General features: G+C 49.0%; 2 protein-coding genes. Both read left to right on the forward strand.

The genetic code is table 11. The annotated features are described in order from the left end of the window. Positions 1-203 precede the first annotated feature (203 nt). Positions 204-845, forward strand: coding sequence for a hypothetical protein (locus AACZ87_RS16875; protein ID WP_339868917.1), 642 nt, complete (start codon positions 204-206; stop codon positions 843-845). Further along, positions 799-26,859 (forward strand): gliding motility-associated C-terminal domain-containing protein, encoded by a 26,061-nt coding sequence (locus AACZ87_RS16880; RefSeq protein ID WP_339868918.1) that lies wholly within the window; start codon positions 799-801, stop codon positions 26,857-26,859. The genes AACZ87_RS16875 and AACZ87_RS16880 overlap by 47 nt, the downstream gene beginning before the upstream one ends. Positions 26,860-26,977: the final 118 nt, after the last annotated feature.

The raw sequence follows: 26,977 nt of genomic DNA on the forward strand, positions 1-26,977 counted from the left end.
GTTTATGTCTAAACAAGATGTTGTTAAGTTAATTAAGAGGGGATATAATCCAATTTAAAACATAACGACTTTTTGAATTTCTTAAATTGATTAACTATTTCTGATCAAATTATATGGTAAGATTTTTACTTAATGCTTCTTTTTCCTTTTTCAAAAACTTTTCAGGGATTTTGTCAAGAAGGAATTTTTTAGGCTTTAAAAGTTTGATGCTTCTTTTGGCTTTTGGGATTTTTACTCAAGCCTTATATGCACAACAACCTGGCGGTGTTTCTGGTGCAAATTTATGGTTGAAAGCCGACGATGGAACAACGAATAATGGTGGTAATCTTACCGACTGGATTGACCAAGCAGGGATTAATACTTTTTTTATAGCCGGTAATCCAGTATTTATAACGGATGGTATAAATTTTAATCCGGCGGTTTCAATCAATAATCAAAATGCTGCTAGTAATCAGCTACCACCAAATCGAATAGCTGGTAATACTGCTATTAATGCTGTGGAGGCATTTGCTGTTTACAAAGATGCAGTAAATGCTCATGGCTCATTAATTGGATCCACTGTTTCAGGGAATGGGAATCAGACCCCAGGTTTTTTCACTGGAAATAACAGTTCAACAGGTAATGTATTTGTTTCAGATGGTTCAGTTTTTGATTTGTATCAATATTCACAGGGAAGTACTTTTCACATTGCTGGTTTTGATGTTTCCTCCTCACCCGCTACAGCCCGCATAAATGCTTCTCCAACAAGTATTGCATTTAGCCAAGGTAATTTTTCCAGTGTGAATATAACCCCTTTGATTGGGGGGGGTAGCAAATTCTCCTACTTCCACTTACCGGCATTTTAATGGAGAAGTTGCAGAAATCGTATTTTATTCAAATAATTTAAGTGCGACTGAGAAACTCAGAGTTGAATCCTATTTGGCTGTCAAATATGGGATAACTCTAGATCCATCTGTAGGCACTTATGTCAATTCATCTGATGCCCCAATTTGGTCAGACACGAATTATTGGAACGATGTATTTGGTATAGGTAGAGATGATGCTTCTGGACTAAACCAAACTCAATCTAATAGTATAAATACTGGTTCTGGTAATGGGAATCCGCAAAGCGGTAAAGGAAATATATTGATAGGAGGGGCCAATTCCTTGGGCAATGGGGATTACCTGATGATCGGACACGATAATGGGGCTTTGACAGAACAGACTACTGATTTGCCGGCTTCACTGGTAGGTAAAGCGAGAGTTTCCAGAGAGTGGAAGGTCAAGCAAACCGGTAATGTTGGGACTTTAAATTTAGGTTTTTACATCAATGGGCTCATAGTGACAGGGTCTGTTACTTCTGATTTCAAACTATTGATTGATGAGGATGGAGATGGTAATTTTACTACTGGAAATGTTCAAGTTATTGATGCAAATTCTCTCCAAAATGGGACTGATGTAATATTCAATGCTGTTACTATTCCAGATGGAGCTGTGGTTACATTTATTACTGGACCAGAGCCAGCCCTTGGTATGTCAAACCTTTGGTTGAAAGCTAATGAAGGTGTATCCACAAGTGGTTCCAATCTAACCGGATGGATTGATCAATCTGGGATAAATACTTTTTCTTTGGTTGGGACTGCCACGGTTTCAAACAATAGCGTAAACTTTAACCCTACCGTTTCAATCAGCAATTCGCCTCTTGTTAACCCTACGAATTATTTAGCAGGCAACACTGCTATCAATGTAGTAGAATCGATTTCTGTTTACATCAGGAAAACTAATGACAGTGGAGCTTTGATCGGGAGTAGTGTCCAGAGTTCAGGAGGTATTGGCAAGCAGGTTATTGGAGGGTTTAACGGCAATGATGCTTATGTAAGTGATGGGGCATTATCAGTATTTTATTCTTTGTCTTCACCTTTATTGGCTCCCGCCAGTACCCCAATTGTAAATGTGGATTTAGCTACAGGTGGTACAGCTGTCCAAGCTTACCTGAATGGCTTGGCTACCCCAATTAGCCCAACAAATGGTGCTTCCTTTACTAGCATAAACCTAACTCCATGGATTGGTGGTACGAATCATGAAAATTCAACCATAGGAAATAGATGGAGACAATTTGATGGAGACATTGCTGAAATACTGACGTTTTCCAGTAGCCTTTCTCCTAAAGACAGAAAAATTGTTAGTAGTTACCTAGCCATTAAATATGGGATTACCTTAGATCCTTCCGTTTCCAGCTATGTAAATTCCTCAGGCAATGTCGTTTGGGATAATGTCAATTATTGGAACGATGTATTTGGTATCGGAAAGGATGATGCAAGTACCTTAAACCAACCAGAATCCAACAGTATCAATACTGGAAGTGGAGACGGTACTGGCCAAAGCGGTAAAGGAAATATTTTAATCAAAGCACCATCTTCTTTGGATGATGGTGACTTTTTGATGATAGGCCATGATGGTGGAGCTTTGACAGAACAAACCTCTGACATTCCTTCAGGATTTGGTTTTTTTAGACTAGGTAGAGAATGGAAAGTTAAACGAACCGGAGATCCTGGAACTGTTGATTTAGAATTTGACTTTAATGGAATAACCACCTCAGGTGGAACTACCGATTTAACAAATTATCGCCTGCTCATGGATTCTGATGGAGATGGGGATTTTAATACCGGTACTTTACAAGAGATCACTCCAAACTCTTTTGGGAGCCCTAAGCTGATTTTTACAGGAGTAAATTTACCGGATGGAGCAGTTTTGAGTTTTGCAACAGGACCGCTCGATCCTTCAATGACCTTGGTCAAATCAATTATCAGCCCAGAAACGACTTATGACCACGTTGGGCAAGCGATTGAATATTCTTTTGTATTGTCTAATACCGGGAATGTAAGCATTTCACCTCCTAGCAATGGTGAATTCATTAGAGATCCAAAATTCATTTCATTTTCACAAACACCAATTGCAGGGTCTGATATAAACAACAATGGAATCTTAGATCCTGGGGAGGCTTGGGAGTTTCATGAGACCTATTCTGTCACCCAATCCGATATAAGTAACGGCCGGATAATAAATACTGCATTTGCAAACGGGGTATATGGAAGTAGTAATACTCCTATTCCGCAAGTTTCTTCAAATCCTGTGCAGATCGATGCAGATCAATACAGGACCTGGGAGCTTAGAAAGTCTACTACCATTACAGAATATTCCGGGGTTGGAGATGTGATTGAGTATCGATTTGAATTGGAGAATACTGGCAATTTAGTGATTGCGGCAGTCTCGATTTCCGATCCATTATTACCTTCCGGTCCAACCTATGTGTCTGGCAATAATCCTAATATAAACGCATTAGAGCCGGGTGAAACTTGGATTTATTCAGGTTTTTACACTATTACTCAAGCGGACTTGGATCGAGGCTTTGTGGAAAATTCTGCTATAGCCAAGGGCTTTACTGTTGGAGGGGCAATGCCGGACGCTCCCTCCAATCCAGTGACAGTACCTGCTGTACAAACCCCAGACTGGACACTGACCAAATCAAGTCCAACGGCTGACTACTCAACTCCTGGTGAGGTGATCACCTACGAGCTTGTTTTGGAAAACACTGGCAACGTATCCATCTCCGGAGTCACAGTCACAGATCCGAACACCACGATCAGCGGAACTGTTACAGGCGACTCCTCACCTACAGATACTTTGGATGTTGGGGAAATCTGGACTTATACTGCTAGCTACACCATCACGCAGGCAGATGTCGATGCGGGTGGCCACAGCAACACGGCAACTGCCTCAGGCACGCCTGCCGGTGGCAACTTGCCGGATGCGAGCAGCAATCAGGTAGATGTGCCTGCCGTGCAAACGCCGGACTGGACACTGACCAAATCAAGTCCAACGGCTGACTACTCAACTCCAGGCGAGGTGATCAGTTATGACCTTGTATTGCAAAACACTGGCAATGTCTCCATCTCTGGAGTGACAGTCACAGACCCGAACACCACGATCAGCGGCACTGTTACTGGCGATGGTGCTCCTACAGGAACCTTGGATGTGGGCGAAAGTTGGACCTACACTGCCAGCTACACCGTCACTCAAGCCGACATCGATGCAGGTGGCCACAGCAACACGGCAACTGCCTCGGGCACGCCTGCCGGAGGCAACCTGCCGGATGCGGGCAGTAATCAGGTAGATGTGCCTGCTGTGCAAACGCCGGACTGGACACTGATTAAATCCAGCCCAACTGCCAGCTATTCGACTCCAGGCGAGGTGATTAGTTATGAACTGGTATTGCAAAACACGGGCAACGTATCCATCTCTGGAGTGACAGTCACAGACCCGAACACCACGATCAGCGGCACTGTTACTGGCGATGGTGCTCCTACAGGAACCTTGGATGTGGGCGAAAGTTGGACCTATACTGCCAGCTACACCGTCACCCAAGCCGACATCGATGCCGGCGGCCACCAAAACACCGCAACCGCTACGGGTACTCCAGCCGGAGGCAACCTGCCGGATGCGGGCAGTAATCAGGTAGATGTGCCCGCCGTACCCAATCCAGAACTAACGGTAGACAAATCAACCTCAAATCTCAACTACAGCCAAGTAGGCAGCTCTATCAGCTATACCGTTGAGGTAGCAAACACGGGCAATGTAACCATATCCAATCCAACGCTGGATGATCCTCAGGCTACTACCGGCCCTACCTACGTTTCTGGAGATACTGGAAATGACGGGGTCATGTCTCCAGGCGAGACTTGGGTTTATACGCTGACTCACCAAGTGACCCAGGCGGACCTCGATGCCGGATCGATCGTGAATATTGCAACTGCCGATGGTACTCCTTCTCAGGGAAATCTTACTCCTGGAACGGGCAGTGCGACGATAAGCGCTGTGACCAATCCGAACATCAACATCATCAAGACTGCCAACAAAACCGGTTACAGTCAGGCAGGCGAGATCATTGAATACTACATCAATATCAATAACTCGGGAAATGTCACTTTGAATGGATTTGAGGTGGAAGATGTGAATACTGGTGACATTTTCCCTGTCGCAAGTATCACACCTGGAGAAACCCAGACTTATACCGTCACGTATACGGTGACCCAAGCGGATATTGATTCGGGTAGTATTGATAATGTGGCAAGTGTCACTGGCACTGACCCGAATGGGGATCCTCTAGACAAAGGAGATGACCTGGTGATCAATGCTTCCCAGACCCCAAGACTGGATATTAACAAGACCACCACGACTACCCAGTTTTCTTCAGCCGGTGAAGTGATCACATATACTATTGTAGTCGCAAACACAGGAAACATCACCATCAATAATCCAGTGGTGACTGATTTGAATGCTGATACCGGACCTACTTACGTTTCCGGCGACGTGTCAAATACGGGTGTACTGGATGTGGGAGAAGTATGGACCTATCAAGCGACACATACAGTGACGCAAGCAGATATGGACGCTGGCTCCTTCACCAATTCCGCCACCGCAAGTGGTAGCCCTGCCGCAGGAACGTTGACTCCTGACACCTCAACTATCACTACTCCGGGTGACCAAAACCCAGACTGGACAGTTGAGAAAAATAACACGAACAGCCCAAGCGAATTCACTAATGCAGGCGATGTTCTGACCTACGACATCATCGTGACCAACTCCGGAAACATCTCCATATCCGGGGTCAACGTCTATGATCCAAAAGCGAGCACCGGCCCAACTTATTCTTCGGGTGACATCGCGAATACCGGAATTCTGGATGTAGGTGAAAGCTGGACCTATGAGGCTACGTACACCGTCACCCAAGCGGACGTGGATGCGGGTGGATATACTAACTCCGCAAGCATCGATGGCAACTCCGTCATTGGTCCGATGCCGGAGAAAGACGACGACGAAACCGTTCCCGCTACCAGCAATCCAAGCTGGACATTGGACAAATCGGCTTCCCAGCCTACCTATGACCAAGCCAACCAAACCATCACCTATACCTTTGTCCTGGAGAACACCGGTAATGTGACCATCTCCAACGTGGTGCTGGATGATCCGAATGTGACCTCCGGCCCAACTTTGCAGGGTGGTGACACCAATGGTAACAACATGCTGGAGCCTTCTGAGACTTGGACGTTCACGGCTACCTATCAGATTACACAGTCGGACATCGATTCGGGTTCCTTCACCAATACGGCAACCGCTACAGGCGACCCTTCGCAGGGAACTCTTGACCCTACTGATGCAGACGAAACAATCACTGCCGATAAAAATCCGGATATCACGGTCAACAAAACCGTGAGTCCGACGACTTACGACACGCCGGGGACAGTCATTACCTATACCTTGGAAGTCACCAATACGGGTAACATGACCCTGTCGGATATTAAGGTGAATGATCCGGAGATCAACTTGGCGCAGACTATTCCGACACTTCCTCCGGGACAGTCCAGATCCTTGACGGGCACTTACACCGTGACTCAGGCTGATATCGACAACGGCTCACTGAGCAATTCCCTGACCGCCAACGGAACCGATCCAGATGGGAATGCCGTGGGAGATACCACTCAAGTGGACGCCAACGCGATCCAAAATCCTGATTTGGAGATTCTCAAAACTTCCAATGCAACAGGATACACGAAAGCGGGGGATGTAATCGATTTCACCATCATCATCGGCAATACGGGTAACGTCACCCTCAGCGATCTGAATGTCACCGACCCAATGACGGGCTTGGATGTGGTCCGGCCAACTTTGGCTCCTGGACAAGTCTATACCATCCACACGAGCTATACAGTCACGCAAGCTGATGTGGACGCAGGTACAATCACCAATACGGCTTCGATAGATGCTTTGGATCCAAATAACGACCCAGTTGTCGGCACGGATGATATTGTGATCAACGGAGCCTTTACGCCATCGCTAGACATAGACAAGACGGTGATCAATTCCGGCTATGATCAGGCCGGGGATGTGATAGACTATGTGATTACAGTAGAAAATGACGGAAACGTAAATATTAGCGGCGTTGAGGTAAACGATCCGTTGACCGGTGACGATATTCTCATCGGAGACATGAGTCCCGGTCAGATCGAAACCTATACTGTTCACTACACAGTCACTCAGGCTGATGTCAACAACGGGTCTATCACGAATACCGTCGACGTGGACGGCACAGATCCAAAAGGAGGCGACGTCATCAACACGGACGACGATATCTTGAACGGAGCCCAGAATCCGGATTTATACCTTGAAAAACAAAATATCAACACCCCGAGCGCTGTGGGTGACGTGGTCGAATACCAGTTTGTTGTGGTCAATACCGGCAATGTGACCATCACAGATATCGAAGTCAATGATCCCATGACCACGCCATCGACCATCCCGGTAGGAGACTTGGATCCGGGGGAAACTGCCACGGTCACCGCTTACTACACCGTCACGCAGGCTGACATTGACAATGGACAGGTCACCAATACGGCGACGGCGACCGGACAGGATCCAAATGGAAACGACATAGACGATACGGATACCAACTGGATAGACAGCAATCCAAATCCGAGGATCGATGTAGACAAAAGAGCTGGTTCTCCAGGCTATTCCTACGCCGGACAGGTGGTCAGCTATACCATTGTGGTGACCAACAATGGGAATACCACGCTTGACAATGTCAGCGTGGTGGACAGTAAGCTGGCCTTCCAAAATACCATCGGTACACTAAACCCAGGTGAAAGAAGGGTGTTTAACCCGACCTATGTGGTGACCCAGCAGGATGTGGATTTTGGAGAAATCACCAACCTCGCCTCTGCCTCGGGAACCGACACCGGCCTGTCGGTCACCGTATCGGATGCAGATGCGGCGGTGATCTATGCCAGTCAAACTCCAAAGATCAACTTGGAAAAACGTGCAATTACAACCGGCTACGACGCGGCCGGCGATATTGTCCAGTATCAGTTTATCGTCACTAATACCGGAAACGTCACACTGAGCAATGTGGAGGTCAATGACCCGCTCCTCAGAGCGACGACCTTGCCGCTTCCGGACATGGCTCCGGGTGCGACCGTCAGCAGGGTAGTACCATATACCGTGACCCAGGACGATGTCAATCGAGGCTCGATCACCAACGTCGCCCAAGCCGAAGCGACGGGTCCAAAAGGACAGCGTGTCTTCTCCCAAGACAATGCCATTGTAAACGCTGCGCAAAATCCCGGATTGGTTTTCGTCAAGACCTCTACACCAAAAGTCGTAGATGCGGTAGGCGACGTGATCACCTATACCATCCGGGTAGCGAATACCGGAAACGTATCTCTAGTTGACGTACACGTCACTGATCCGTTGGTCAATTTGGATGAAACCATCATCCGTCTCGATCCAATTCAAACCCAGACCTATACCACCACCTATACCGTTACCCAGGCCGATCTGGATGCAGGCGTAGTGAAAAATGCCGCCCAGCTGCAAGCAACGGACGCCAACAACAACACCTACAACAGAAACTCTTCCACCACTACCAGAGTAGATCAAAATCCGCAGATCGACATTTCCAAAACGGCAGATGTAAGTAGCTTCGATACTGAGGGCGACGTGATCAATTATACGATCGAGGTAGAAAACACCGGAAATATCACCGTATTGAATCTTCAGGTGACTGACCCTAAGACGAACGCTACAACCTATGTGTCCGGCGATGATGGGTCAGATGGTATCATGTCTCCGGGTGAGACCTGGATCTATACCACGAGCTATACCACAACGCAGGATGATGTGGACAAAGGAGGATTCAGAAATGACGCAAACGCATCAGGCACCACTTCTACCGCAGGGGCAGTATCTGACGATACCAATGTAAACGTGCCGTCAGATGTGCAGCCGGGCTGGACAATTGCCAAAACTGTGACAACCAACCCAGCGACGTATCAGGCGGTAGGAGATGTGCTTTCCTATCAAATCGTAGTCACCAATACCGGGAATGTCAGAGTCAACACGGTGACAGTGACAGACCCCTTGGCAAACGGTGCGCCTACTTACGTCTCTGGAGACGGCAACAATGACTCCAAACTTGACTTGACTGAGTCTTGGACCTATACGGCCGTCCATTCGGTGACCCAAGCTGACTTGGATAAAGGTACCTTTACAAACGTGGCCACAGTTTCCGGTAAATTGGACAGCGGAAGCATTCCAAATGCCACGGACTCTGAGACGGTGACTGGTCAGCAGACTCCTTCCTGGACTTTGACCAAGGTCAGCACCACGCAACCAAACTCATTCAGAACGCCTGGACAGGGACTTTCCTACAACATTGTGGTAAGAAATACCGGGAACGTCAGCATCAAGTCAGTCTCTGTTACCGACCCGGGAGCCACTTCAGGTCCTACCTATAGGTCAGGTGATTTGAATAACAACCAGGTACTTGAAGTGGCCGAGGCCTGGACTTATTCGGCAAGCTACACGACCAAGCAATCGGATATCGATGCTGGACAGTATGAAAATATCGCTACCGCCACAGGCTCCCCTGCAGGTGGCACGCTGCCCAATGCAACGGACAATGAGATCGTGCCAGCCGTTCAGACGACCACCATTGACATCTCTAAGACCGTCACCCAAAACGGATACAATAAAGTCGGAGAAGTCTTGAACTACACATTGGTAGTCAGAAACACCGGAAATGTCACGCTTACGAATGTGCTGGTAGAGGATCCTAATACAGGTCTTTCGGAGGTGATTGCCAAGATGAATCCGGGCGACAGCAAAACATACCAGGAAACTTACACGGTGACCCAAACTGATATTGACAGTGGGCATATAGAAAATATAGCGACAGCCACGGGCACCAAACCAGATTTAACTACCATAGTTGATACTGCTACAGAAATCATAAATGGAGCCCAAACTCCGGGATTGAATCTCTTCAAAGACGTGCAGCAAAGCGGCTTCTACCTACCTGGGGAAGTGATCAACTATACCATCTACGTCCAAAACCCAGGGAACATCAACATCTTTGACTTGAGAGTGGTTGATTCCAAGGTGGGACTGGATACGACGATCGCAGTATTCGGGCCTAAGGAAATCGTACGGTTCGACGTGGACTATGTAGTCACCCAGGAGGATGTAGATCTGGGTAGTATCACCAACGTGGTGACCGCCGAAGGACACGACTTCAACAACAACGTCCTGTCAGACAGCGATTCCAAGCTGCTTATCGGTACTCCGGATCCGAAGATGGTGGTCGGCAAAACGACCTCCACCCAAAACTATGCTGCTCCGGGGGACATCATCGAGTACCATGTCAGTGTGCAAAATACCGGTAACCTGACTTTGTTCAATGTTTTCGTAGAAGATCCAAAAGCAGACATCATCACGCCGATGCCGATCGCCTCGATAGCGCCAGGGCAGACAGTAGTCGTAGACGCAGCACATACCGTCGTGCAGGCAGACATCGACGCAGGGCAATACGTCAATACCGCGACCGTCACAGCTTCCGAACCGGATAGCACCAAGATCATCAAGCAAACCAACCAGGTGCGTGTGCCGGCTATTCAGACCCCAGACTATACGGTCACCAAAGCCAGCTCGACTCCTAACTACGACCAGGTAGGGGATGTGATCAACTATACGTTTACTGTCCAAAATACGGGAAACGTAACCCTTTCAAATGGAGAACTGACCGATCCAAAAGCACAGCTCATCCCTCCGACCACATTTACGACCTTGGCTCCTTCGCAGGTAGTCACTGTGAATGCGGTACACACCGTGACGCAAGCGGACCTGGATGCGGGACAGTATGAAAACACCGGCTCTGCAAAAGCCAAAGACACGAACAGTAAGGACATAAGCAGAAACTCCAACAAGGTGGTGGTTCCCGCTATTCAAAATCCTGAACTCGACATTGTAAAAAGCGCGGGGCAGTCTACCTACTCCACACTGGGTGAGGTGGTCAACTATCAATTTGTAGTGACCAACACCGGTAATGTGACCCTTTCTGATACGAAGGTCATTGACGCGAATACTGTGGTGGCAGGGAATTCCTTTGTGCTTAGCCCAGCGGCGACCCGTACCGTCACTGCTACACATACAGTGACCCAGGCTGATTTGGACACAGGACAAATTGTCAATGTGGCTACTGCCCAGGCTAAAGATCCTAAAAATGCCCAGACTTCGACTGTCTCCAACGTGGTGACTGTAACAGCTGTACAGAATCCAAGTGTGCAGGCTGTGAAATCCTCATCTGTGCAGACCTACAGCCAGGTAGGCGAGGTCATCCACTATAACATTGCCGTTACCAATACGGGTAACGTTACCCTTTCCAACTTGACGGTGACCGATGTCAGGGCGACGGTGACTGGAGGCAGTCCGATAGCCAAATTGGCTCCGGGCCAGACCTCGAATGTGTCCGCTTCCTATCAAGTGACTCAGGCGGATCTCAATGCGGGAAGGATTATTAACGTGGCCTCGGTAGACGGCGTGGATGTCAACAATGACCCGGTCAATGACATCACCAATACGGTCACTGTTACCGCTATCCAGGATCCTGAAATACTGGTGACCAAAGAGGTTAATCCTGCATCCTACGATTCGCTAAACGAAGTCCTTAACTATACACTGATCGTCGAGAACACCGGCAACGTCACCTTGACTCAGGTGCAATTGACCGATCCGCTGACGTCTTTGACAGTGAATATTGGCACGATGGACGGTGGGGACACCTTCACCACTACGGCTACCTATACGATCACTCAAGCAGATCTGGACAGCGGATCTGTGCCAAATACCGCGACCGCCACAGGAATTGATCCAAACAATTTAACGATCACAGACACCGACAAAGAGGAAGCGGTGGGCGTGCAGGATCCAGGAATTGATATCCAGAAAACTGCAGATGTCACCCAAGTGCGAGATGAAGGCGATCTGATCACCTACACCTTTGTAGTGGAAAATACTGGTAATATGACACTGGGCAATGTGGAGCTAGTGGATAACAGAATTCCATATACCCAAACCATCGGAACAATGCTTCCGGGAGATGTCAGTACCTATTCGGTTACCTATACCGTGACTCAAGCTGATATTGACAGCGGGGCGATTGTGAATCCGGCCACCGTGACGGGAGATGTACCAAATGGACAGGCAGTTTCTGATACTGATCAGGTGACAGTGGATGTGGATCAAAATGCTCAGATCGAGTTAACCAAGACCGGCAGTCAGTCCTTCTACACTGCGCTTGGGGCACAGATCAACTACACCATTATCGTTCAAAACACGGGAAATGTTACGCTGACGAATGTCAATACCCGCGATAGCCAGCTCGGCTTGAATCAGACAACTACTTTGGCACCGGGAGCTTCAGTTACCTACAACGGGGTTCATACCATTGTCCAGGCAGATTTGGATCGTGGAAGCTACGTGAACACCGCAAGCGTTCGCGCCGACCAGCCTTCCGGTCCGGCCTTGACTGCTTCGGACTCTTGGACCGCCACGGCTGTTCAGTACAGCCAGCTGGAGGTGAAAAAATCCGTATCCCCGGTCATCTATGACAGTGCCGGCGATGTATTGAGTTACAGCATTCTGGTGACCAACAAAGGCAATGTGACCCTAAGCCTGGTGAAGACGGAAGATCCGGCCACGGGATTGACGGAATCAGCGCCTACCTTGGCACCGGGAGCCAGTCTCACCTACAGCACCACTTATACAGTGACCCAGCAGGACGTAGATAATGGACTGTTTAGAAACGTAGTTCAGTCTGTCGGCAATAGACCAGACGGAAACAAGGTTACCGGACAAGACGACGCCGTTGCGCTTTCCAATGGAAAAGGGGGGATCCAGTTGACCAAAACACCACTTGCCAGCAGCTATTCCCAAGTGGATGAAGTGATCGAGTACGAGTTTACTATAACCAACATCGGTACTCTCACCTTGGATAATGTGCAGCTTTCCGACACCCGCATAGGCTATAGCGAAGCGCTGGCTACCCTTTCTCCAGGCCAGTCAGTATCATTTACCGCCGCTTATTCGATTACCCAAGCTGACTTGGATTCCGGATCTGTTGTCAATTCGGCAACTGTGACAGCCACAGATAGTGACAATAAGACGCAGAGCGATATAGATGATGCGGTTGTTTCAGCAGCACAGAATCCAGAGATCACCTTGACCAAAGAAGTGAATCCATCGACAATCGCTGCTGCGGGAGTAGATCTCACCTACACCTTCACAGTGACTAACACTGGCAACGTGAGCCTGACCGATGCGCAGCTCACTGACAATAGGTTGGCGGGCTTCAATCCGGCGCCGTTCGATCTGGTTCCGGGGCAGTCAGAGGTCTTCACGGCCAGTTACCAGACTACACAAGCCGATGTGGATAGAGGGTTTATTCTAAATGTCGCCACCGTGCGGGCGATTGACCCAAGACAACAGACTGTTTCTGATACCGATAATGCCACGGTAAATGTGCAGCGAAATGGTGCGATTGAGATCCAAAAAACCGCTGACCTTGCTACTGTGACCACCGCGGGAGAGGTCGTTACCTACACTTTGACGGTGACCAACATCGGTAACCTCACACTCAATGACGTGACTACCAACGATCCTATGACGGGCCTTAGCGAATATGAAGTGAGTTTGATTCCCGGCGCGACAGTGACCTATACCACTGCATATACCGTCACGCAGGCGAATATCGATGCCGGCACCATCCACAACGTAGCCACCACCGAAGGTATTACGGTGTACAATGTGACCAGAACAGATACCGATGATGCTACCGTCAACGTGGTTCAAAATGGAGCGATTTCTATTACAAAAACTGCTAATCCTCAGATTTACTCTGTCCCTGGACAGGTGGTGACTTACACGTTTGTAATAGAAAATACCGGTAACGTGACTTTGGCTCCGGTGACCTTGTCTGATCCTGCGCTTTCCCTGACTCAGGATTTTGCCAGCTTGGCTCCTGGACAAATAGCCACCGCTACGGCAACCTATACCGTAACGCTGGCGGATCTGAACAGAGGATACATCTTCAATGAAGCCACCGCCTCCGGTATCGGACCTAAAGGTAAGACATTCAGAGATACGGATACAGAGCGCATAGTTGGTACCAACAACCCAGGCATAGGCATTACTAAGACTGCCAACGTGACTAACTATCAAATGGCTGGAGACTTGGTAGAATATACCATAGTAGTGACCAACTCCGGGAATACATCTTTGCTGGGAGTTACAGTAGTCGACAGGCAGATTCCAATCCTTCAGGTGAAGCCGGGCATGGTACCAGGGGAGACCTGGACCATCACCGGCACGCATACCATCACACAGGCTGACGTGGATGCAGGTTCGCTGACCAATGTGGCCACCGTCACGGCTAATTCGCCGCAGGGAACCAATGTAAATGGAATGGCATCGGTGACTATCAATGCAAATCAGACACCGGATGTCAGATTGACTAAAACCTCGGATGTGAATCAGGTAGATGCCGCCGGCGATGTAGTCAACTATGAATTGATTGTAGAAAATACGGGAAATGTCACGCTGCAAAATGTAGTGTTGACGGATCCACTGACCGGTTTATCTGTGGATATAGGAACGTTGATTCCTGGCCAAATCGTGACCAATACGGAAAGTTATCCGGTCACTCAGGCAGATATCGACGCAGGGTCTATTGTGAATGTGGCGAGTGTCACAGGCGAAGATCCAAATGGACAGACGATTGATGACGACGCAACAGTAACCGTCACGGCGGTTCAGAATTCGGATATTCAAATCGTCAAGACGTCGAATATCTCCACCTACAACGCTGCCAATCAGGTAGCAATCTTCACCTTGACGGTGACCAACACAGGCAATATGAGTCTGTCCGACGTGACCGTGACAGATCCGCTGACCTCGCTGACGGTGGATGCTGGCGATCTGGCTCCTGGAGAGGTAGCTACATTTACCACGCCATATACTATTAGCCAGGCAAATGTGGATGCAGGAAGCTTTACCAACACGGCTACCGTGGAGGGAATTGACCCAGGTGCAACTACTGTGGAAGACGCCGACGCCATCACCCTTACCAGTATCCGTAGACCTGGTATTCAGCTGAGCAAAACCGCCGATAAGGCTACCTATAGTGTAGCAGGCGAACCTGTCACTTACACACTTGTAGTGACTAATACTGGTAATGTGACGTTGAGCAACGTTTCACTCAGTGATCCTATGGCTAGCGCTGGACAGAGTGTGGGTAACCTCGCTCCGGGTGCAAGCCAGACAATCACTGCGGTCTATACGGTGAAGCAGTCCGATGTGGACAATGGCATTATTCATAATACAGCTACGGCACAAGGTACATCTCCTGCCCAGCTTGTGGTGAGAGATTTTGATTCCGAATCGGTCACAGCAGTTCAGACCCCAGGCATCAGCCTGACGAAAACACCGAATCCTGCTACTTATTCCCAAGCCGGGGATCAGATCAGCTACGCGTTGACGGTTACGAATACGGGCAATGTGACCCTGGATAATGTGACGGTAAGCGATGCGGGCACGACGTTGGGGAATCCACAGGTAGGTACGCTGGCCCCTGGGCAGAGTGCAACGGTTGGAGCCGTCTACACGGTAACCCAGTCAGATGTGGATGGCGGCAGCTATGTGAATATTGCAACAGTAACGGGCGAGGATCCGAACAGTGTGATCCAGACAGCTACGGCTACGGCCACTGTGACGGCAGTTCAGAGCCCTGGTATCGCCTTGACAAAAACCCCTACTCCGACGGATTACAGTCAATTGGATGAGGTGATCAGTTACGAGCTGGTTGTTACCAACTCAGGCAACGTGACGTTGACCGGCGTTGCGGTAAGCGACGTGGGCACGACCCTTGACAACCCTCAGGTAGGCACACTTGCACCAAACCAGAGCGCCACGGTAACGGGCAGCTATACGATAACGCAGTCAGACATTGACAACGGCAGCTTCGTGAACACGGCTACGGCGACGGGTCTGGATCCGAACAGCGGAACGCAGACTGCTACGGCCACGGCGACGGTGGCTGCGAACCAGACACCTGCTTTGGATCTGAAGAAAACAGCCAACCCGCATACCTACAGCCAGGTGGGCGAGCAGATCAGCTATACCCTTGAGATAGAGAATACAGGCAACGTGACCCTGACCAATGTGGTGGTAAATGATCCGTTGGCCAACTATACTTCCCCAAGTTTCACGTTGGTTCCTGGCCAGACCGAATCGGTATCCGGCATCCTGACCATTACCCAGGCAGACCTGGACAGAGGCTATGTGGACAACGTGGCCACGGCGGTGGGCACCGATCCGAACAATACCGTACTGACGGTGACTGCACCTGAGCGTATCACGGCAGGTCAGAGTCCATCGATCAGTCTGTCGAAGACTGCTGACAGACAGACCTACGACCAGGCCGGTGATGTGATCACCTATACACTGGAAGTGGAGAACACGGGCAACGTGACCCTTTACGGTGTGGTGGTGACCGATCCGCTGCGCAACTTTACCTCTCCGACACTGCCTGAACTGGCTCCCGGCCAGACGGCAAGTTATTCAGTCGGGTTGACAGTGACCCAGGCAGAAGTGGATGCAGGCGGTGTGATGAACACGTCGACAGCGACGGGAGTATCCCCGAACAGCGTGACCGTGACCGATACAGACGACGAGCTGGTACTGGCCAATGTGGCCCCGGCACTGGATCTGGTGAAGACTGCCAACCCTAAGGTCTTTGTGAACGCAGGGGAAGTAGTGACTTACACCTTTGAGGTAAGCAACGTAGGCAACGTGACCCTGACAGGGGTATTGCTGAGCGATCCGTTGATCCCATACAGCCAGAGTATCGGTACCATGGCTCCTGGCGACAGCCAGATATTTACAGCTACTTATACGCTGACCCAGACAGACATAGACAACCGCATCCTGATCAACACGGCGGCGGTGACAGGCACTGCACCGGACAACAGTACGGCCACGGCAACAGACAGAGCATTGATTGCCTCGCAGGACTTCGGTGCGATCGAAGTGGATAAGGTATCGCTGGATCAGGTATACAGTACGATAGGGGAACCACTGGAATATGAGATTACGGTGACCAACATCGGTAACGTTACCCTCAACAACGTGGTGTTGACAGATGATCTGACCAGTCTGACCCAGAACATAGGCACGATGGCACCTGGTGCAAGTTCGGTTTACACGACGACTTACGTGGTCACCCAGCAGGACCTGGATTCAGGGCTGATCACGAATGAGGCCACGGCCACGGGAGTGGAAGCGACGCCTCAGGCGACCCCTGTGAGTGATAAGGACAATGCGGTTTCGGTAGCCAGAAGACAGCCTGGTATCAAACTGAACAAGCAGAGCAGTACAGCAAGCTATGCCCAGCCGGGGGATGTGATCGACTACACGTTGACGGTTACCAACATAGGCAATGTGACGCTGGACAATATTGTACTGGATGACCAGTTGACAGGAATTACCCAGGTGGCATTGAACGACCTGTTGCCGGGAGCATCAACGGTAATAGCGACCAGCTATACGGTTACCCAGACAGACCTTGACGCAGGTACCGTGGACAACACGGCCAGCGTGAGCGGGGAAGGTCCGGGTGGAAGAACTGTTGCCTCAAAAGACAGTGAATCCGTACCTGGCGTACGTGCAGGCGGGATTCAGCTGATCAAGACGGCCACGCCGAAACTGTATGTCAGAGCCGGCCAGGTGATCAACTATACCTTGGAAGTGACCAATACGGGCAACCTGACCCTGGACAATGTGACGGTTACTGATCCGCTTACAGGAACCAATACCAATCTGGGAACGCTGGCACCTGGGGCTATGACGGTGGTACCGGCAACTTACACGATTGTACAGTCGGATGTGGACAACGGCACGGTGACCAATACCGCCACAGCCGAAGGCACGGATCCGTTCAATACGACCCTGGGCACGACGGACAGCGAAGTGGTACGTGCAATCGGGGTGTCCCAGTTGAGACTGACCAAGACCGCGAACCCTACTACCTATGATCAGGCAGGAGATGCGATCAGCTATACCCTGACGGTGACCAACAGCGGCAACCTGATCCTGAATGATGTGGTGATTACAGACCCACTGACCAACCTGACCTACAACGTGGGCACGTTGGCACCGCAGCAGAGCGCAACGATAAATGAAACATATTCAGTAAGCCAATCAGATGTCGATGCGGGATGGGTGGTGAACATCGCGACCGCAACGGCCAAGGACAGCCAGGGAGCGGACAAGTTGACCACAGCCACAGCGACAGTCACAGCAGTTCAGACCCCAGGCATCAGCCTGACGAAAACACCGAATCCTGCTACTTATTCCCAAGCCGGGGATCAGATCAGCTACGCGTTGACGGTTACGAATACGGGCAATGTGACCCTGGATAATGTGACGGTAAGCGATGCGGGCACGACGTTGGGGAATCCACAGGTAGGTACGCTGGCCCCTGGGCAGAGTGCAACGGTTGGAGCCGTCTACACGGTAACCCAGTCAGATGTGGATGGCGGCAGCTATGTGAATATTGCAACAGTAACGGGCGAGGATCCGAACAGTGTGATCCAGACAGCTACGGCTACGGCCACTGTGACGGCAGTTCAGAGCCCTGGTATCGCCTTGACAAAAACCCCTACTCCGACGGATTACAGTCAATTGGATGAGGTGATCAGTTACGAGCTGGTTGTTACCAACTCAGGCAACGTGACGTTGACCGGCGTTGCGGTAAGCGACGTGGGCACGACCCTTGACAACCCTCAGGTAGGCACACTTGCACCAAACCAGAGCGCCACGGTAACGGGCAGCTATACGATAACGCAGTCAGACATTGACAACGGCAGCTTCGTGAACACGGCTACGGCGACGGGTCTGGATCCGAACAGCGGAACGCAGACTGCTACGGCCACGGCGACGGTGGCTGCGAACCAGACACCTGCTTTGGATCTGAAGAAAACAGCCAACCCGCATACCTACAGCCAGGTGGGCGAGCAGATCAGCTATACCCTTGAGATAGAGAATACAGGCAACGTGACCCTGACCAATGTGGTGGTAAATGATCCGTTGGCCAACTATACTTCCCCAAGTTTCACGTTGGTTCCTGGCCAGACCGAATCGGTATCCGGCATCCTGACCATTACCCAGGCAGACCTGGACAGAGGCTATGTGGACAACGTGGCCACGGCGGTGGGCACCGATCCGAACAATACCGTACTGACGGTGACTGCACCTGAGCGTATCACGGCAGGTCAGAGTCCATCGATCAGTCTGTCGAAGACTGCTGACAGACAGACCTACGACCAGGCCGGTGATGTGATCACCTATACACTGGAAGTGGAGAACACGGGCAACGTGACCCTTTACGGTGTGGTGGTGACCGATCCGCTGCGCAACTTTACCTCTCCGACACTGCCTGAACTGGCTCCCGGCCAGACGGCAAGTTATTCAGTCGGGTTGACAGTGACCCAGGCAGAAGTGGATGCAGGCGGTGTGATGAACACGTCGACAGCGACGGGAGTATCCCCGAACAGCGTGACCGTGACCGATACAGACGACGAGCTGGTACTGGCCAATGTGGCCCCGGCACTGGATCTGGTGAAGACTGCCAACCCTAAGGTCTTTGTGAACGCAGGGGAAGTAGTGACTTACACCTTTGAGGTAAGCAACGTAGGCAACGTGACCCTGACAGGGGTATTGCTGAGCGATCCGTTGATCCCATACAGCCAGAGTATCGGTACCATGGCTCCTGGCGACAGCCAGATATTTACAGCTACTTATACGCTGACCCAGACAGACATAGACAACCGCATCCTGATCAACACGGCGGCGGTGACAGGCACTGCACCGGACAACAGTACGGCCACGGCAACAGACAGAGCATTGATTGCCTCGCAGGACTTCGGTGCGATCGAAGTGGATAAGGTATCGCTGGATCAGGTATACAGTACGATAGGGGAACCACTGGAATATGAGATTACGGTGACCAACATCGGTAACGTTACCCTCAACAACGTGGTGTTGACAGATGATCTGACCAGTCTGACCCAGAACATAGGCACGATGGCACCTGGTGCAAGTTCGGTTTACACGACGACTTACGTGGTCACCCAGCAGGACCTGGATTCAGGGCTGATCACGAATGAGGCCACGGCCACGGGAGTGGAAGCGACGCCTCAGGCGACCCCTGTGAGTGATAAGGACAATGCGGTTTCGGTAGCCAGAAGACAGCCTGGTATCAAACTGAACAAGCAGAGCAGTACAGCAAGCTATGCCCAGCCGGGGGATGTGATCGACTACACGTTGACGGTTACCAACATAGGCAATGTGACGCTGGACAATATTGTACTGGATGACCAGTTGACAGGAATTACCCAGGTGGCATTGAACGACCTGTTGCCGGGAGCATCAACGGTAATAGCGACCAGCTATACGGTTACCCAGACAGACCTTGACGCAGGTACCGTGGACAACACGGCCAGCGTGAGCGGGGAAGGTCCGGGTGGAAGAACTGTTGCCTCAAAAGACAGTGAATCCGTACCTGGCGTACGTGCAGGCGGGATTCAGCTGATCAAGACGGCCACGCCGAAACTGTATGTCAGAGCCGGCCAGGTGATCAACTATACCTTGGAAGTGACCAATACGGGCAACCTGACCCTGGACAATGTGACGGTTACTGATCCGCTTACAGGAACCAATACCAATCTGGGAACGCTGGCACCTGGGGCTATGACGGTGGTACCGGCAACTTACACGATTGTACAGTCGGATGTGGACAACGGCACGGTGACCAATACCGCCACAGCCGAAGGCACGGATCCGTTCAATACGACCCTGGGCACGACGGACAGCGAAGTGGTACGTGCAATCGGGGTGTCCCAGTTGAGACTGACCAAGACCGCGAACCCTACTACCTATGATCAGGCAGGAGATGCGATCAGCTATACCCTGACGGTGACCAACAGCGGCAACCTGATCCTGAATGATGTGGTGATTACAGACCCACTGACCAACCTGACCTACAACGTGGGCACGTTGGCACCGCAGCAGAGCGCAACGATAAATGAAACATATTCAGTAAGCCAATCAGATGTCGATGCGGGATGGGTGGTGAACATCGCGACCGCAACGGCCAAGGACAGCCAGGGAGCGGACAAGTTGACAACAGCCACGGCGACAGTCACAGCAGTTCAGACCCCAGGCATCAGCCTGACGAAAACAGCTGATAGGTCTACTTACCAGCAGGATGGTGAGATAGTCACTTATTCTTTGGAAGTAGAGAATACTGGAAATGTAACATTAACAAATGTGACCATTGTAGATCCTCTGACAGGCATGAATCAGGCAGTTGGTACTTTATCACCAAGTCAAACAGCATCCTTCAACAGTACTTATACAGTGACGCTGGCTGATTTGAACTTTGGTACAATCTACAATCAGGCAACTGTGACTGGGCAAGATCCAAATAGCTCTACCTTATTTGATGTAGATGAAGTGACTTTGGTAGCTCTGGCTGCACCAGCCATAGAATTGGTTAAAGAGGCAAATCCACGAATATTTGTAAACGCTGGAGAGGTAGTTACTTATAGTTTAAAAGTTACCAATGTGGGTAATGTCACATTAAATAATGTGATCATTAATGATCCTTTAACTAACCTGAATCAAAATATTGGTTCGATAGATCCATTGCAAAGTCAAACGTTGACTAGTACCTATACCTTGACTCAAGCAGACATAGATCGAGGAATTTTGATCAATACTGCTACTGCGACAGGTGTTGCACCAGATCAAAGTACTGCTTCAGATATCGATAGGGCAATTATAGTGGCTAGAGATTTTGGCGCAATTGAAGTAGTTAAATCAACTAACACTCCTGTTTATTCCAATGCCAATGATGTTTTGACTTATAATATTGAGGTTAGAAACATTGGCAATGTGACATTGGATAATGTGGTCTTGACTGATGATCTGACATTGACTACTGTGTCCATTGGTACAATGGCTCCGAATGCAATTACTGTGATTCCAACAAGTTATACAGTATCCCAGCAAGATGTGGATGCAGGATCTGTGACAAATACGGCCTCTGTAACCGGAGTGGAAGCTACCACGATAGGCAGAAGCGTAAGTGATCAGGATAATGCCGTTTCTATTGCGAGACAAGGTACATCCATAGATCTGGTCAAAACAGCTTTGGTTTCCACCTATAATGCTGTGGGAAATGTAATTCCATATGAGCTCACTGTTACCAATACAGGAAATGTGACCCTTTCGAATGTAACCTTGACAGATCCATTAACTGGTTTGGCTGTTGATTTGGGCTCAATTGCACCAAATGTTGCCACAGTAGTTTCCGAGAGCTATACGGTTATTCAATCTGACATTGATTTTGGAAACATTAGCAATACAGCGACAGTAACTGCTGAAGATCCGAATGGAAATAACCTTTCTGATGATGACACCGCTGTAGTATCAGCGGTTCAATCTTCAGGAATTGCCTTGACGAAAACAGCCGATGTAGCAACCTACGACCAGGTGGGTGATGTAGTCACCTATACTTTGACCGTAACCAATACCGGAAATGAAACCTTGACCGGTGTGACCTTGACAGATCCATTGACCGGATTGAATCAGGCTATTGGTTCGATGGCACCTGCCCAGGTAGTGACAGTAACAGAAAGCTATGCCATTGCCCAAGCTGATATCGATGCTGGTCAAGTGGTGAACATTGCGACTGTTACCGCAACGGATGCTACCAATGCGAACTTAAGTGACACTGCGACTGCGACTGTGACTGCGAACCAGTCTTCTGGCATTGATCTGACGAAAATAGCAGATGTGTCAACTTACGATCAGGTTGGTGATGTGATTACCTATACTTTGACTGTAACCAATACAGGCAATGAAACGCTGAACAATGTGACCTTGACAGATCCATTGACAGGATTGAATCAGGCTATCGGCACCATGGCACCTGCCCATGTAGTGACAGTAACAGAAAGCTATACCATTGCCCAAGCTGATATCGATGCGGGTCAAGTGGTGAACGTGGCGACAGTATCTGCAATTGATGCGACTAACACCAATTTGAGCGACACTGCGACTGCGACTGTGACTGCGAATCAGTCTTCTGGCATTGATCTGACGAAAACTGCAGATGTAACAACTTACGACCAGGTAGGTGATGTGATCACCTATACCTTGACCGTGACCAATACAGGTAACGAAACACTGGACAATGTGACCTTGACGGATCCATTGACAGGCTTGAATCAGGCTATTGGTTCCATGGCACCTGCCCAAGTAGTGACTGTTACAGAAAGCTATACCATTGCCCAAGCCGATATCGATGCTGGTCAAGTGGTGAACATTGCGACTGTTACCGCAACGGATGCTACCAATGCGAACTTAAGCGACACTGCGACTGCGACTGTGACTGCGAACCAGTCCTCTGGCATTGATCTAATGAAAACTGCAGATGTGACAACTTACGATCAAGTGGGTGATGTGATTAGGTATACCTTGACTGTGACCAATACTGGCAACGAGACCTTGAACAATGTGACCTTGACAGATCCATTGACCGGATTGAATCAGGCTATTGGTTCGATGGCACCTGCCCAGGTAGTGACAGTAACAGAAAGCTATACCATTGCCCAAGCTGATATCGATGCTGGCCAAGTGGTGAACGTAGCAACAGTGACCGCGACAGATGCTACCAATGCGAACTTAAGCGACACTGCGACTGCGACTGTGAGTGCGAACCAGTCCTCTGGTATTGATCTGACGAAAACTGCAGATGTGACAACTTACGGTCAAGTGGGTGATGTGATTACGTATACCTTGACTGTGACCAATACTGGCAACGAGACCTTGAACAATGTGACCTTGACAGATCCATTGACCGGATTGAATCAGGCTATTGGTTCGATGGCACCTGCCCAAGTAATGACAGTAGCAGAAAGCTATACAATTGCCCAAGCCGATATCGATGCTGGCCAAGTGGTGAACGTAGCAACGGTGACCGCGACAGATGCAACTAACGCCAACTTGAGTGACACGGCCACTGCCACTGTGACTGCCATCCAGTCCTCTGGCATTGCTCTGACGAAAACAGCAGATGTGACAACTTACGATCAAGTGGGTGATGTGATTAGGTATACCTTGACTGTGACCAATACTGGCAACGAGACCTTGAACAATGTGACCTTGACAGATCCATTGACCGGATTGAATCAGGCTATTGGTTCGATGGCACCTGCCCAAGTAATGACAGTAGCAGAAAGCTATACAATTGCCCAAGCCGATATCGATGCTGGCCAAGTGGTGAACGTAGCAACGGTGACCGCGACAGATGCCACAAACACCAACTTAAGTGATACAGCGACTGCGACCGTGACGGCAGTTCAGTCTTCCGGTATTGATCTAACGAAAACAGCAGATGTGTCAACTTACGATCAGGTAGGTGATGTGATTACCTATACTTTGACCGTAACCAATACCGGAAATGAAACCTTGACCGGTGTGACCTTGACTGATCCATTGACAGGCTTGAATCAGGCTATTGGTTCCATGGCACCTGCCCAAGTAGTGACAGTTACAGAAAGCTATACCATTGCCCAAGCTGATATCGATGCAGGCCAAGTGGTGAACGTAGCGACTGTAAATGCGACAGATGCCACAAACACCAACTTGATTGATACAGCGACTGCGACCGTGACGGCAGTTCAGTCTTCCGGTATTGATCTAACGAAAACAGCAGATGTGTCAACTTACGATCAGGTAGGTGATGTGATTACCTATACTTTGACCGTAACCAATACCGGTAATACAACTCTAGTAAATGCATTGATCACTGATCCATTATCAGGATTAGTAGAAATTTATCCTTTAATGGCAGTGGGAGAAACAGTCTCTTATACTACGACATATACTGTAACTGAATCCGACTTACAAGCTGGAAGCATCACAAATACCGCTTCTGTTGTAGCACAGGATCCTATAGGAAATGATGTAGAAGCTAGTGATGATGCGGTTGTAGTGACAGATGCACAGCCAGGGATTGAAATTGTCAAAACCGCAGATAAAGATGTGGTGATTGCAAGCGGTCAAGTCATCAATTATACGCTGACTGTGACCAATACCGGAAATATTGATTTGGTTGATATCCAAGTGACGGATCCTTTGACTGGATTTGACGAGACAATTGTGAGTCTTTCTCCACAAGAATCAATGGATTTTGTCACCGCTTATACCGTAACTGAAGCGGATGTTGACGCAAGTGATCCGATTGTCAACATAGCATATGTGACAGCTTCAAATCCGGTAGGTCCTGATCCATTGACTGATGAGGATGATGCCGTTACCCGCATAGAATGTAATGGCGAGACTTTGGTAACTGGACTTCTTTATCATATTGTAGGTCAGGAGCCATTACCAAATGTACCAGTCATTCTTCTCCCAGGAGTAAATACATCGGGTGATACTTTGATTAGTGTAACAAACAGCTTAGGTAGATACGAATTTAGTGGGGTGGCTGTAGGTGACTACCGCATCAAAGTGTTAGATGAAAACCTTGAGATCAATCAAAGCTTAAGAGCCATAGATGGTGATGAAGCTGAGATTACTGTGTCTCCATGTAACTATAACCCGGTTGATTTCCGATATGCTAGAACAGGTTCTGGACCAGTTGCTAACAATCCATTCTTAAGAGGATTTATCTGGTATGATGTCAATGGAGATGGTATCCAGAATGAATGGTACGATGCAAATGGTGACGGAGAAGTGACCCAAAACTTCATCACAATTGGACAACCTATCAGTATTTCAAATTGGGAATGGTTTGATCTAAATGGTGATGGAAGCTATGAAGGTCCAGAAAATGAAGGCGAGTTGAACAAAGCCGGATTTGGAAATCCAGCTGGCCAGAATATTTCAATCAAAGGACCTGATGGCTACGAGGCAATGGCTACTGTTGGCCAGCTTGGTAATTGGAAACATGAGTTGACCCAGTTGCTTCCATATGGTGAGTATGAAGTGACTTTAGTGACTGATCCGGTGTTTGATGCAAATGGATTAAAGCTTGGAGCTTCAGGTCTGGTAAAAATACTTCCAGATCCTTCCGGAAGGATGACAGAGACAGAAGCAACCAATCGTTTGGTATGTGAAGTCACCACTCCTATTGTGCAAACAGGTTCGGTAACTCTACAAGACCCAACAGCATTCAACTTTGACTATGGCCTGCGTTGCTTCTTAGTGGATGATGAAGTGAATTTGGCAGTTGAGAAGACGTCTTTTGAAGTAGAAATCTTCGAGGGAGATGAATTCGAATATGAAGTAGTCATTCGAAACATTGGTGGAGTAGATGCGACTGAAGTATTATTGACAGATGATCTTCCTCAAAACGTAACTTATCTGAGCTCTGAGGTGACAGGCAATAGTAGCGATGCAGAGGTTACCACTTCGGTCACTGGAAGCAGAATCACCTGGACTATGCCATTATTCATTGCAGATGCGGAACTTGTAATTAGAATAAGAGTGAAAGCAGGAGATGCTGGTATTATTACAAACGTAGCTGAAATTAGCGCTAATGAGGTAGATACTGACGAGATGGATAATCAGGATGATGATGTAAATACCATCTTGCCATTCCACATCCCTAACGTAATTACTCCGACTAATCAGGATGGAAATAATGACACGTTTGAGATTCAGGGACTTGGTAAATTCGTGAGCAATGACATCGTCATTTTCAATAGATACGGTGATCATGTCTTTGAGAGAAAAGACTACCAAAATGATTGGGATGCTCCGGGCCAAGTGGCAGGAACCTATTTCTATATCCTAAATACCGTGGATAAAGACGGAGGTAAACATGAGTTCAAAGGATGGATTCAGGTGATCAAAGACTGATCACTTGATGATGCCTAAGAGTTAAAATAATAAAGCCCTGTAAATATGATTTACAGGGCTTTTCTTTGGGGAGTTGTGGAGCTGGCGAGATTCGAACCTTTCTTGTAAAGTGTTGGTA

It is taken from the genome of uncultured Algoriphagus sp., from assembly GCF_963974365.1.
GTDB lineage: Bacteria > Bacteroidota > Bacteroidia > Cytophagales > Cyclobacteriaceae > Algoriphagus.